This window comes from Mangrovimonas sp. YM274 (assembly GCF_030908385.1).
In the GTDB taxonomy this organism is placed as follows: domain Bacteria; phylum Bacteroidota; class Bacteroidia; order Flavobacteriales; family Flavobacteriaceae; genus Mangrovimonas_A.
The window spans coordinates 3,729,970-3,742,548 of sequence record NZ_CP133091.1; the positions used below are offsets into that span (position 1 = coordinate 3,729,970).

Here is a 12,579-nt window from a genome sequence, read left to right on the forward strand (position 1 = left end):
TAGCATTAAAAATTGCCACAGCAGAATAATTGAATCATTTTAAAAAATAATGATTAATAGCACATTTATTTTGGCTGGTAATGCCCGAACCCTAGGGTTCGGGCATTTTTTTTATCAAAACATTCACAACAAGTGGCAGCCTCATTGCTTATATTTACATAAATTAGCCTTATGAAGAAGATAGTTTTACTTGTTATCACGCTATGGAGTACTTTGGTTTTATCCCAAAGCGAGCAACTTGCAGACAACTATTTTAAACAAGGTGACTTTGAAAAGGCGCTTATTATCTACCAACAATTAGACCAAGCGAAGCCGGGCTCAACCAAATACCTTTACAAAATTGTTGAGACCTATCAACAGTTGGAACAGTATGACAAGGCTGGCCAAATGTTATCCGACCGCATCAGTAAAAGCTCCTTTCCTACCCTACTTATTGAAATGGGCTACAATTACCAATTACAGGACAGCCTAACCCTAGCAGACCAATATTATGATGAGGCCATTCAAAAGATAGAGGAGCGTCCAATTTATGTGAGTAGTATCGCCAGAAAGTTTGAGGAACATTCGCTACTGGACAAAGCTATTATTGTTTACAAGCGAGGCATCCAACTTAATCCAGACCATAACTACAACATACAATTGGCCCGCATTTATGGCGAACAAGGTAATGTCGAGCAAATGTTCTCCAATTATATTGACTATATCGAAGATAAACCAGAGTTTATTAATAATGCCAAAAGAGCATTTAGCGATTTTGTTTCTGAAAACAAGGACAACGAAAACAATGTCCACCTCAAAAAATTGCTGCTAAAAAAAATACAAACCAATCCAGAGGTCTATTGGTACGAGCTCCTAAGTTGGCTATATGTTCAAGAAAAAGATTATTCAAAATCCTTTACCCAAGAAAAAGCACTATATAAACGCAACCCAGAGAGCCTGGATCGTATCATGGAATTGGCCCTGGTAGCCATGAATGAAAAAGATTATGAAATAGCTACAGATATTTTTGAATACACTCTTCAAAATTCACAAGATATCTCCAGCATTTTGAAAGCCCATCAATTTCTTTTGGAGATCCAAACCATTAATGCCACTCCCAAGGATTACAAAAACATAGACGAACAATATCAAGCCATTTTTGGTGAATATGGTATTTATGAGCAAACCGTTCCGCTTCAGATTGCTTATGGAAATTTTCTGGCCTTTTACAAACATGATCCCGAAACCGCCAGTAAATTCCTAAAAAAATCACTTCAATTGGAGCTTTCAGATTTCCAAGAAGCTACTGTAAAATTAAAACTTGCCGATATTTTGGTGTATCAGGAAAAATTCAACGAGGCTTTGATTTTCTATTCCCAAATTCAGGCCAACCTAAAAAACAGTACTATCTCCCAAGAAGCTCGCTTTAATGTAGCCAAGACCAGTTATTACAAGGGTGATTTTGAATGGGCCGAATCACAACTAAAAATCCTGAAATCCTCAACGTCACAACTTATAGCCAATGATGCGTTAGACCTTAAATTATTGATTTCAGACAATAAATACGAAGACTCCCTTCATGTTGCCCTTAAGCTTTACGCCAAAGCCGATTTGATGGCCTTTCAAAACAAAACAGACGAAGCCATAACATTATTGGACAAAATACTTGCCGAACACAAAGGAGAAAGCATAGAAGACCAAGCCTTGTTCAAACAAGCGCAACTATTTGAAAAGAAAAAGCAATTTGAAAAAGCTGCCAACAATTACCAAGTGATCATTGCCAATTACCGCGACGACATTTTGGCAGATGATGCCTACTACTATTTAGCGGAACTCTACACCAACCAACTAGGACAACCGGAAAAGGCAAAAGAGCTTTACGAAAAAATCATTTTCAATCATGAAGACAGCATCTATTTTGTAGAAGCCAGAAAGAAATTTAGAATGCTTCGTGGAGATGCTATCAATTAATTACACCCACCTCCTTTTCCTACCAAACAATTCACAGATATCCGCTTAGAATTACAAAAATTAGGCTTATCTTATGAAAAAAGAACAAAAGCCTTTGAAGATGATAGGGAACTCCTGTTATTTGCAAAAAAATACCTAAACTATGATTATCTACAACGTCACAACACATATTGATGAGACCATACAAGAAGAATGGTTGGAATGGATAAAATCTGAACACATCCCACAGGTATTGGCCACAGGAAAATTTAAAGAAGCAAAACTAACCAGGGTTTTGGTCGAAGAGGAAAAAGGGGGCCTCACATTTTCCATTCAATATAGAGCTTTGTCCAGAAAGGCATTGGACGAATACTATGAAGTGTTTGCCATGCAGTTGCGCAATGAAGGACTCAAAAGGTTTGCCGATAAAATGCTTGCCTTTAGAACCGAATTGGAAATCATTGATGAATATTCGGTAGATTTTAGTTAATTCCTGTTCCAAGCAAAGCTCCAATTAATTCATTACACCTCCGGTAAAATACTTATAAAACAATTGCGTTTATGGCACATCAACATCAGGTAAAAGCAAAGAAACATTTAGGACAGCACTTTTTAACCGACGAGTCCATAGCCGAAAAAATTGCAGACTCCTTATCATTGCAAGGGTACAAACACGTCCTTGAGATAGGTCCAGGTATGGGAGTGCTTACCAAGTACCTCTTAAAAAAAGACATCACCACACATGTTATTGAAATTGACACGGAATCTGTTGAATACCTAAAAAGCCACTATCTCCACCTTTCAGACCGTGTTATCGAACAGGACTTTTTAAAATATGATCTTACCAAGGTTTTTGGAAATGAGCCCTTCGCCATAATTGGTAATTATCCATACAATATTTCATCGCAAATTGTGTTCAAAGCATTGAACATGCGAGACCAGATTCCTGAATTTTCGGGCATGTTCCAAAAAGAAGTAGCGCTGCGAATTTGCTCTAAAGAAGGCAGTAAAGTTTACGGCATCCTATCGGTACTTACACAAGCTTTTTACGATGCCGAATACTTATTTACTGTACCGCCCACAGTTTTCAATCCACCACCAAAAGTAGATTCTGGAGTATTGCTTCTAAAACGCAAGGAAAATTACACGCTACCTGTTGATGAAGCCCTCTTCTTTAAGGTCGTAAAAACCGCTTTCCAACAACGCAGAAAAACACTGCGCAACAGTTTAAAAACACTCATTTCTTCAGATAATTTAAAAGCAAATGTTATATTTGGCAAGCGCCCCGAACAAATCAATGTTCAAGAGTTTATCGAACTCACATCCCTAATTGAAAACCAATAACATAGATCGCGTTGTCCGAAGATAGAGAGCACATACAATTTGAACTGACAGATGAACTGATAGCACAGGTTGAGCAACTCATTGAAGACCAAAACAACAAGGAGCTGCGCAAACTATTAAAAGAGTTTCACTATGCTGATATTGCTGAAATTCTAGATGAGTTAGATCTGGAAGAGGCTATATATATCATCAAATTGCTCGATTCTGAAACCACATCCGATGTGTTGATGGAATTGGATGAGGACAATAGGGAAAAAGTTTTAAAAAACCTTTCCGCCAAGGAAATTGCCGAAGAAATTGAAGAGCTCGACACCGATGATGCCGCCGATATTCTAGCAGAACTTTCCGAAGAACGTCAGCAAGAGGTAATATCCAACATTGAAGACGAAGAGCACAAAGCAGAAATCACTGAGCTTTTAGCATATGACGAAGATACTGCCGGTGGTTTAATGGCTAAAGAGCTCGTTAAGGTCTATGCCACCTGGACCGTTGCAGGGTGTTTACGACGTATCCGTGGTCAGGCCGAAAATGTCACTAGGGTGCATTCCATTTACGTAGTGGACAAACAGGAAAAACTCATTGGCCGTCTTTCGCTTAAAGATTTGATTACCGCCAAAAGCGATCAAAAAATTGCCGACATCTACATTAAAAACGTGGATTATGTCCATGTTCAAGAAGACGTAGAAGAAGTGGCCAAAGTGATGCAAAAATACGATTTGGAGGCCATCCCAGTAGTCGATGACAACCAGATATTATTGGGACGTATTACCATTGATGACATTGTAGATGTCATCCGTGAAGAAGCCGATAAAGACTACCAGTTGGCGGCCGGTATCTCTCAAGACGTTGAAGCCGATGATACCATCTTTGAATTGACCAAAGCACGTTTACCTTGGTTGTTAATAGGTATGTTTGGAGGATTGGGAGCAGCGACCATCATTTCAGGCTTCCAAACGGCCATGGAAAAATATACCATCCTGCTATCCTTTGTTCCGCTTATTCAAGCGACAGCAGGAAACGTTGGGGTGCAATCGTCAGCCATTGTGGTACAAGGATTGGCTAATGACACCGTAAAAGGAAAAATAGTAAGACGCCTCTTCAAAGAATTCCTATTGGGCTTGGTAAATGGTGTTGGTATTGCCATGATTGTTTTGCCAATTAGCCATTTCTTTTTTGGAACCCCTTATTTGGTCTCCATTACCATTTGCGTAGCCTTGATTACCGTTATTGTAATTGCCGCGCTTGTAGGTACCTTCATCCCAATATTTCTGGATAAACGTGGTATAGATCCCGCTGTAGCGACGGGACCATTTATCACCACTAGTAATGATATTTTTGGAATCTTAATTTACTTCCTAATCGCTAAAATGATTTTAGGTTTTTAATACCCATTATGAACATCCTTCACCTCGATACCAATCACCCCTTGTTAATTGAACAACTCAATGATTTAGGATTCATTAACCATGAAGATTACTCCTCTTCAAAAACCGAGATTGAATCCAAAATTAAGGACTATGAAGGTATCGTCATAAGAAGTAGATTTACCATTGACCAGCAATTTTTAGATACTGCAACAAACTTAAAGTTCATTGGTCGTGTTGGTGCTGGATTGGAGAATATAGATTGTGATTATGCCGAGCAAAAAGGCATTTCATTAATTGCTGCACCTGAAGGCAACCGAAACGCTGTAGGTGAACAGGCCTTGGGGATGCTCCTTTCGCTATTCAACAACCTCAATAAAGCTGATGCTGAAGTGCGCCAAGGCAAATGGCTTCGCGAAGCCAATAGAGGCTTGGAACTTGACGGAAAAACCGTAGGCATTATTGGTTATGGCAACATGGGAAAAGCCTTCGCAAAAAAACTGAGAGGTTTTGAAGTAGATGTCTTGTGCTACGACATTCAAGCTGGTGTAGGCGACAACAATGCAGAACAAGTTCCTCTTGAAGTGTTCTGCAAACAAGTAGATGTGGTGAGTCTGCATACCCCACAAACACCACTCACTCTAGGCATGATTGACAAAGCATTCATTAAAAAATTCAAAAAGCCATTTTGGTTTATCAACACTGCCCGTGGCAAGAGTGTGGTAACCGAAGATTTGGTAGATGCCCTAAAAACAGGGAACATATTGGGTGCAGGTTTGGATGTTTTGGAATATGAAAAAGCTTCTTTTGAAAATCTGTTTTTAGAAGAAATGCCCGAAGCCTTTAAATACTTGATACAGGCCCAAAACGTGCTACTTACGCCTCACATTGCTGGTTGGACCATTGAAAGTAAAGAGAAGTTGGCACAAACCATTGTTGACAAAATCAAAGCTGAATTTTACTAAACCTCATTTCATTCCTCTGGTAGAATTACTACTTTTTATACTATCTTTAGTTGCATATAACACGACAGAATTCCAATATGCAATATAAAGCTACCTCTCCCGAAGACTATATCAATCAAGTACCGGAAGAACGTAAGGACATTTTAAAAGCCTTACGACAGACCATCAAAGATAACCTTCCCAAAGGATTCGAGGAAGGCATCCAATACGGTATGATAGGTTATTATGTTCCTCATAGCATATATCCCAAAGGTTATCATTGCACCCCCGAGGAACCATTGCCATTTATGAGTGTCGCTTCTCAAAAAAATTCCATCAACCTATACCATAGTGGCATTTATGCTGTCCCCGAAATTCACGAATGGTTTGTAAAAGAATATCCCAAATACAGCAAATACAAATTAGATATGGGTAAAAGCTGCATTCGGTTTAAGCGCATCAACGAAATTCCTCTCCAACTTATAGCCGAACTATGTCATAAAATGACTCCAGAAGAATGGATTTCGGTATATGAAAATGCCTTGAAGAAAAAATAATCACTCAACAATCAACATATGAAAAAAAGAGTAACAGGTATTGGCGGTTTATTTTTTAAAACCGACGATCCCAACGCCACCAAAGAATGGTATAAAAAGCACCTTGGTTTCAATACCGATGATTACGGCTGTACTTTTTGGTGGAAAGACAAAGACGGCAATGATTGCTCTACCCAATGGAGCCCTTTCCCAAAAGATACCAAGTATTATGAACCTTCCCAAAAGGGTTTTATGTTCAATTATCGGGTTGAGGATTTGGAAGCTTTGTTGAAAGTTTTAAAGGAAGAAGGTGTCACCATTGTAGGGGATATGGAAACATACGACTATGGAAAATTTGCTTGGATTTTGGATAATGAAGGCAACAAAATTGAACTTTGGGAACCTATCGATCAAGCATTCCAATAACAAAACCTCATTCTCCTTTGAAACTCAAATCACACATAATCAACAAAAACGATGGTATTTTTTTAGTACTTTTAATATTCTAACCATTAATACACAAAGCTATGTCTGATGAAAAAAGTCTAGGAGACGACCTTAACGACATGTTGGGCGACGCCAAAAAAACAGCCAAAAAAGCGGCTGGCAAAGCCGAAGAATTTGGTAAAGAAGCCCAAGGTAGTGCTAAAGAATTTGGCAAAGAAGCCGAAGAAGCTACTAGGGAATTTAGAGAAAGTGCCAAAGAAGCTTTTGAAAAAACAACAGGTTCTAACAAGAAAGTGCTCGCTGGAGTATTAGCCATTTTATTAGGCGGCTTTGGTATTCATAAATTTGTGCTAAACTACACTAAAGAAGGGCTTATACTATTGTTAACAACTGTAGTTTTATCCTTATTTAGTTTTGGATTCTTAGGCTTTTTGGTTTGGGTTTTCACGGTTATAGAAGGGATCATTTACCTTACGAAAACCGACGGAGAATTCTATAAAACCTACCAATTAGGGAAAAAACCTTGGTTTTAATTGCCTAGTAAAGTTCACAATGCTATTACCCAGCACTCTCTACGTCGTTTTGTTCAGAGAGTTTTTGCTCCAACTCAGCTTGGAACTCTTCCATAACAGGGCGTACGGTACTTTCTGGCAAGTCGGCAATTTTAATGTACATCAAGCCATCCACAGCATTGTTGAAGAGAGGATCCACGTTAAAGGCCACCAACTTGGCATTTTGCTTAATGTATTTTTTCAACAATACGGGTAAACGCAAAGCCCCTGGCTCCACTTCGTCGATAATCTTGTCGAACTTGTTCAAGTCAGCTTCGGTTTCATCAAAGACAAAATCCTTGTCCGCATCCTTTAGCTTTACCTTAAACTCCTTTTTGGGGCGTACATATTGGGCTACATAAGGATCGTAGTAATGCGATTTCATAAACTCGATCATCAAGGACTTAGAGAAATTGGAAAACTGATTACTAATACTCACGCCACCAATTAAGTATTTGTGTTCAGGGAATCGCAGTGTAGTATGTACAATGCCTTTCCACAACAGGAATAATGGCATCGGTTTTTGTTGATATTCCTTAATGATGAAAGCACGTCCCATTTCTATGGACTGGCTCATCATTTTATACAATTCCGGTTCAAAACGGAACAAATCCTGTAGATAAAATCCATCTATCCCATACTTCTCAAATATAGCCGCTCCCAAGCCCATTCGATAGGCACCAACAATCAACTGACGATCATTGTCCCAAAGAAACATGTGGTGATAATAGGTATCAAAAGTATCTAAATCGATGGCCTCGTTGGTTCCCTCACCTACTTCCCTAAAGGTTATTTCACGCAGTCTTCCTATTTCACGCAAACTATTGGGAATGGCATTGGCAGGAGCTAAAAACACCTCATAATTCTTACTCTGCAGTAACCTCATGTCATTTTCACGCAAGGCATCTACTTCCGCAACCATAATGTCCCGAGCTATTGGCGTTACAATGCGTTTAGGTGGTTTGGTTGCTTTTAACGTTGTAGAAAAATTGCTAAGAAACTTCCCTTTTTCATCAAATGAATTTGAGAGTATATAGGTCTTTCTTCTCAGAAATTCCGAATAGCTTTCCAGAGTCAAGTGCTCCTTTTGCTCACTAACAGGAATAGGTCGACCAATTCTAACCTTAATCACCCGACGTTTTTGCGTCAACAGCTCTGATGGCAGTTTTGCAGTCCTAAACGTATCGTTGATTTTAGACAGTTCGTAAAACAACTTACTGTTTTTGGCATGAAAATAAATTGGAACTACGGGAACCTCTGCTTTTTTAACCAATTTCATAGCAGCCGCTTCCCATGGTTTATCTACCACCAGTTTACCGTCTCTATAGGTAGATACTTCTCCAGCCGGGAAAATCCCGAGAGGATGCCCATCCTTTAAATGTTTGATAGCTGTTTTAAATCCTGCCAAACTTGACTTTACATCCTTACGATCTTCAAAAGGATTTACCGGTAAAATATAGTTTTTAAGGGGTTCTATTCTATGTAAAAGGAAATTGGCGATGATCTTAAAATCCTGACGTTGCTCCAACATCAACTTCAACAACAAGATCCCATCTATTCCGCCTAAGGGGTGATTGGATACCGTGATATAGGCCCCATCCTTGGGCAAACGCTTTAAATCTTCCTCTGGAATTTCAAATTTAATCTGAAATTCCTCAAGAATTCTATCCAAAAATTCAAGTTCACTAAAGTGCTTATTTCGATTGTAAATTTTATTCAACTTGGAGATTTTGAGCATCTTCATCAATACCCAACCCGAAAAAGTCCCTACAAATCCGTACTTGTCCATTTGTATGGCCTTGGCTACTTCCTTAGCACTTACCAAACCAGAATTTTGTTGTTTAGTCATAATGACAAATGTACTAAATAGTTCAATTGGTTACCATCTGCACCGTATCTTGGGTTAATTGTTTCAAGAGCAGTGTTTTGCCCTCCTCCAAGGCCTTGATTGCCGCATCATTATAGTGCCTAACCGTGTACAAAGAGACGTTTTTATGGCAAGTAACCTTAAAATTCGCCTTCAAATCCTGTAACAGCTTGTCCAAATTGTCATATAAATTATCCACGCAAACGGAAAAGCTGATAGCAGAGTTTTGAATAACGTCTACCTTCATTTTGTAAGTATGTAACAAGTTGAAAATGGCGCTGATATTGTCTTCTACGATGTATGAAAAATCTAATGAAGACAGGGAGATCAACACTTGATTTTTCTTTACTATAAAGCATGGTACCTTTGGCTCAATATCGACACCCTTGCAAACTGTGGTCCCTTGCTCTTTTGGATTCAAAAAAGATTTTACTTTTAGCGGGATTTCCTTTCGTTGCAAAGGTTGTAACGTTTTGGGATGAATTACCGAAGCCCCATAAAAAGCCAATTCTATCGCTTCACTATAGGAAATCCTATTTAATAATTGTGCGTGTTCAAAATATCTAGGATCGGCATTTAAAACCCCTGCCACATCTTTCCAAATGGTAACACTTTCAGCATTTAAACAGTAGGCAAAAATAGCAGCCGTATAATCGCTCCCTTCACGCCCCAAAGTAGTGGTAAAATTATTGGCATCGCTACCTAAAAACCCTTGCGTAATATTTAAAACATCTGGCTTTACTTGCTTAGTAATATTGGTTTGAGTGTCTTCCCAATTTACATTTGCCTTACGATAGTAATTATCTGTTTTGATACAGTTTCGAACATCCAACCAGGTATTTGCCAAACCAATAGTAATGAGATATTCACTAACAATGGTTGTGGACACCAACTCCCCATAACAAATGGATTGATCATACACATAGTTATAATCTGGTGACTTGTTCCTATCGAAAAACTCTGAAAGTTCATTAAATAGCAATGTTACCTTTTGAAAAACAGGATGCTGTTCTTGCTCAAATAGCTCCAGTAAAATTTCATTATGATATTTTTTAACCTCTTGAAGAGAGGATTGCAATTCTGTTGGTTTATGAAAGTAATTGTGTACCACAGTCTCTAAAGCATTGGTAGTTTTGCCCATAGCGGACACCACAATCAAAGTATTTTCAACACCAACCTGCTGCAACACCGACACAAGATTTTTAACACCTTTAGCATCTTTAACCGATGCACCTCCAAACTTAAATATCTGCATCCTACAATCTTGAAATATAATTTGCTATTCCTTGTTCATCCAAATGCACCACATCCCAATCGCGTTTTACATCGGCACCTTTGCTCTCATAAAAGTCTATGGCAGGTGTATTCCAATCCAACACTTCCCAACAAATCCGTTTTACTCCCAAGTCATTACCATACTTAATAACTTCATCCAAAAGTTTGGTTCCCAATCCATGCCCACGCATGCTTTGTCTCACAATAAGGTCTTCTAGATGCAGCACGACACCTTTCCACGTAGAAAAACGTGTGTATACCAAGGCAATCCCTTCTACAGCGCCATCAACTTCGGCCACAAAACAATGAAAATTGGGGTTAGTACCAAACCCTTTATGTTCCAATTCTTCTACGGTAACTTCCACAGCATCGGGTTCTTTCTCAAAAACTGCCAATTCATGAATGAGCTCAAGAACCTTGGGCATATCTGATTTAACGGCTTCTCTAATTGTACAATTCATAATATTCGATATCTAAATTCAAATATAATTTAAAGTTAAGGATATGCTGGGACAAATTGTCCACGAAAACGTTGTAGTTGCGTAAAATTCTACGATATTTGCACAAACAAAAGGATCAACTTTCATGTCTCACAAACATCAAACTCTTGGAGAGTTTATCATAGAAAATCAAGCCGCATTTAAATATTCATCAGGAGAGCTATCAAGACTTATCAATTCCATCCGATTGGCCGCCAAAGTTGTTAACCACGAGGTAAACAAAGCAGGACTGGTAGATATTATTGGCGCTGCAGGCGAAACCAACATTCAAGGAGAAGACCAACAAAAACTGGATGTTTTAGCCAACGAAAAGTTTATACAAACACTTACCAACCGTAATATTGTTTGTGGTATTGCCAGTGAAGAAGAAGACGATTTCATCTCCATCAACTCACAGGACGAAAACAACCAAAACAAATACGTTGTGCTTATAGACCCTTTGGACGGATCGTCCAATATTGATGTAAACGTGTCTGTAGGAACCATTTTTTCGGTTTACAGACGTGTAACACCAGTTGGCACACCAGTAACCATTGAGGATTTTCTTCAGAAAGGAAATCAACAAGTTGCAGCTGGTTATGTGGTTTATGGTACTTCTACCATGCTCGTTTATACAACGGGAGCAGGAGTAAACGGATTCACTTTAAACCCAGCTATTGGCACCTTCTACCTCTCTCATCCAAATATGCAATTTCCATTGGATGGAAACATCTATTCGGTAAACGAAGGGAATTATATCCACTTCCCTCAAGGCATCAAGGATTATATAAAATATTGCCAGAAGGAAGAGGGAGACAGACCTTACACTTCTAGGTATATAGGATCATTGGTATCCGATTTCCATAGAAACATGATTAAAGGCGGTATTTATATGTATCCTAAATGCTCACCTAAAACCAATGGAAAGTTGCGTTTGCTATATGAATGTAACCCTATGGCATTTTTAGCAGAACAAGCCAACGGCAAGGCCAGTGATGGTTATACCAGAATAATGGACATACAACCTACCGAATTGCACGAACGTGTTCCATTTATTTGCGGCAGTAGGAACATGGTAGAAAAAGCAGAAGAATTTATTCAACTAGCCGACCCTAAATAAAAAAAGCGAACCAAATTGGTTCGCTTTTCTTTTTGATATGTTGAAGCAATTATTTGTTCATTGCTTTCATTTCATCCTTAAAGATTTCAATATCTACACCTTCCTTTACCAAATGTAAAGCTTTATCTGTGATGTATTTGGCATTGTCCGGTCTAAAACCAAGACCTACACAAAATTTCTCTAACATGTTCACTTGGTCATCAGATTGGATATGGTCAACCCACACCATTCTAGCCAAATCAAACAAACGCTCCAAACGTAATTCATAAGAAGTTGGAGGATTAATTGGATGTGTTTTATAGTCCTTTAGTATTGTAGCATATTCATGGTCATCAATACCTAAGTTTCTTGCCAATCTATCTAAAAACGCACGTTCTTCTTCATTAATAATTCCGTCACTCATAGCAACCCTTACAATCGCTGCAAAATGATCTTCATTACGTTTTTTAAATCCACTGTCAAATAAATCTGAAATCGACATATATTCTCTTTTTTAAAAGTCGTGCAAATATAGTTAAACTTGTAGGCTTTTAAAACATAATTTTTGCTTTTTTGAAAGCTCACATCCAAAGCACTTCACTACAACCAATAAACCACTCAAAACACTATAAAACAACCAAATAAAAACACTCCAAACCAATAAAAAACAACAACTCAAAAAGACCTAGCAATCCTTAACAGCAAAATTCACCCACCCATTTTGCCATCCTTTTTGGAATAAAA

General features: G+C 38.5%; 13 protein-coding genes. 9 read left to right on the top strand and 4 right to left on the bottom strand.

Annotated elements, in window-relative coordinates; genetic code table 11:
* The first annotated feature begins 171 nt into the window (after positions 1-171).
* From RBH95_RS16325 to RBH95_RS16360, 8 genes are all read left to right on the top strand, one after another.
* Positions 172-1,950, top strand: coding sequence for a tetratricopeptide repeat protein (locus RBH95_RS16325; protein ID WP_307900627.1), 1,779 nt, complete (start codon positions 172-174; stop codon positions 1,948-1,950).
* A gap of 142 nt (positions 1,951-2,092) precedes the next feature.
* Complete coding sequence (locus RBH95_RS16330; RefSeq protein WP_307900628.1) at positions 2,093-2,419, top strand: DUF4286 family protein; 327 nt, start codon at positions 2,093-2,095, stop codon at positions 2,417-2,419.
* A 71-nt stretch (positions 2,420-2,490) separates the two neighbouring features.
* The gene (gene rsmA / locus RBH95_RS16335; protein ID WP_307900629.1) at positions 2,491-3,273 is read left to right on the top strand and encodes a 16S rRNA (adenine(1518)-N(6)/adenine(1519)-N(6))-dimethyltransferase RsmA; all 783 of its coding nucleotides are present in this window, start codon (positions 2,491-2,493) and stop codon (positions 3,271-3,273) included.
* Between the two features lie 11 nt (positions 3,274-3,284).
* Positions 3,285-4,658, top strand: coding sequence for a magnesium transporter (mgtE, locus tag RBH95_RS16340; protein ID WP_307900630.1), 1,374 nt, complete (start codon positions 3,285-3,287; stop codon positions 4,656-4,658).
* An 8-nt stretch (positions 4,659-4,666) separates the two neighbouring features.
* A complete protein-coding gene (locus RBH95_RS16345) occupies positions 4,667-5,602 on the top strand; it encodes a 2-hydroxyacid dehydrogenase (RefSeq protein ID WP_307900631.1) in 936 nt (311 codons plus the stop codon).
* 77 nt (positions 5,603-5,679) lie between these two features.
* Positions 5,680-6,138, top strand: a complete 459-nt coding sequence (locus tag RBH95_RS16350) for a DUF1801 domain-containing protein (protein ID WP_307900632.1) — start codon at positions 5,680-5,682, stop codon at positions 6,136-6,138.
* A gap of 18 nt (positions 6,139-6,156) precedes the next feature.
* Positions 6,157-6,543, top strand: coding sequence for a VOC family protein (locus RBH95_RS16355; RefSeq protein ID WP_307900633.1), 387 nt, complete (start codon positions 6,157-6,159; stop codon positions 6,541-6,543).
* Between the two features lie 101 nt (positions 6,544-6,644).
* Positions 6,645-7,097, top strand: coding sequence for a TM2 domain-containing protein (locus RBH95_RS16360; RefSeq protein WP_307900634.1), 453 nt, complete (start codon positions 6,645-6,647; stop codon positions 7,095-7,097).
* A gap of 25 nt (positions 7,098-7,122) precedes the next feature.
* On the opposite strand, the gene RBH95_RS16365 is transcribed toward RBH95_RS16360, so the two are convergent.
* Genes RBH95_RS16365 through RBH95_RS16375 form a run of 3 tightly spaced genes read right to left on the bottom strand, consistent with a single transcriptional unit; the run spans position 7,123 to position 10,718 of the window.
* Positions 7,123-8,964, bottom strand: coding sequence for a lysophospholipid acyltransferase family protein (locus RBH95_RS16365; protein WP_307900635.1), 1,842 nt, complete (start codon positions 8,962-8,964; stop codon positions 7,123-7,125).
* 22 nt (positions 8,965-8,986) lie between these two features.
* Positions 8,987-10,237, bottom strand: a complete 1,251-nt coding sequence (locus RBH95_RS16370) for an aspartate kinase (protein WP_307900636.1) — start codon at positions 10,235-10,237, stop codon at positions 8,987-8,989.
* 1 nt (position 10,238) lies between these two features.
* Complete coding sequence (locus tag RBH95_RS16375) at positions 10,239-10,718, bottom strand: GNAT family N-acetyltransferase (protein WP_307900637.1); 480 nt, start codon at positions 10,716-10,718, stop codon at positions 10,239-10,241.
* Between the two features lie 124 nt (positions 10,719-10,842).
* Here RBH95_RS16375 and fbp point away from each other — a divergent pair, with 124 nt between their 5' ends.
* Positions 10,843-11,856 (top strand): class 1 fructose-bisphosphatase, encoded by a 1,014-nt coding sequence (gene fbp, locus RBH95_RS16380; protein ID WP_307900638.1) that lies wholly within the window; start codon positions 10,843-10,845, stop codon positions 11,854-11,856.
* Between the two features lie 49 nt (positions 11,857-11,905).
* Here the strand turns inward: fbp and RBH95_RS16385 are convergent, their stop codons facing one another.
* On the bottom strand, positions 11,906-12,337 hold the full coding sequence (locus tag RBH95_RS16385) for a TerB family tellurite resistance protein (protein ID WP_307900639.1): 432 nt from the start codon (positions 12,335-12,337) through the stop codon (positions 11,906-11,908).
* Positions 12,338-12,579 lie beyond the last annotated feature (242 nt).

Coding starts and splice junctions, on each gene's coding strand:
- RBH95_RS16325 (WP_307900627.1), top strand. CDS start 172: ATGAAGAAGATAGTTTTACTTGTTATCACGCTATGGAGTACTTTGGTT.
- RBH95_RS16330 (WP_307900628.1), top strand. CDS start 2,093: ATGATTATCTACAACGTCACAACACATATTGATGAGACCATACAAGAA.
- rsmA (WP_307900629.1), top strand. CDS start 2,491: ATGGCACATCAACATCAGGTAAAAGCAAAGAAACATTTAGGACAGCAC.
- RBH95_RS16345 (WP_307900631.1), top strand. CDS start 4,667: ATGAACATCCTTCACCTCGATACCAATCACCCCTTGTTAATTGAACAA.
- RBH95_RS16350 (WP_307900632.1), top strand. CDS start 5,680: ATGCAATATAAAGCTACCTCTCCCGAAGACTATATCAATCAAGTACCG.
- RBH95_RS16355 (WP_307900633.1), top strand. CDS start 6,157: ATGAAAAAAAGAGTAACAGGTATTGGCGGTTTATTTTTTAAAACCGAC.
- RBH95_RS16360 (WP_307900634.1), top strand. CDS start 6,645: ATGTCTGATGAAAAAAGTCTAGGAGACGACCTTAACGACATGTTGGGC.
- RBH95_RS16365 (WP_307900635.1), bottom strand. CDS start 8,964: ATGACTAAACAACAAAATTCTGGTTTGGTAAGTGCTAAGGAAGTAGCC.
- RBH95_RS16370 (WP_307900636.1), bottom strand. CDS start 10,237: ATGCAGATATTTAAGTTTGGAGGTGCATCGGTTAAAGATGCTAAAGGT.
- RBH95_RS16375 (WP_307900637.1), bottom strand. CDS start 10,718: ATGAATTGTACAATTAGAGAAGCCGTTAAATCAGATATGCCCAAGGTT.
- fbp (WP_307900638.1), top strand. CDS start 10,843: ATGTCTCACAAACATCAAACTCTTGGAGAGTTTATCATAGAAAATCAA.
- RBH95_RS16385 (WP_307900639.1), bottom strand. CDS start 12,337: ATGTCGATTTCAGATTTATTTGACAGTGGATTTAAAAAACGTAATGAA.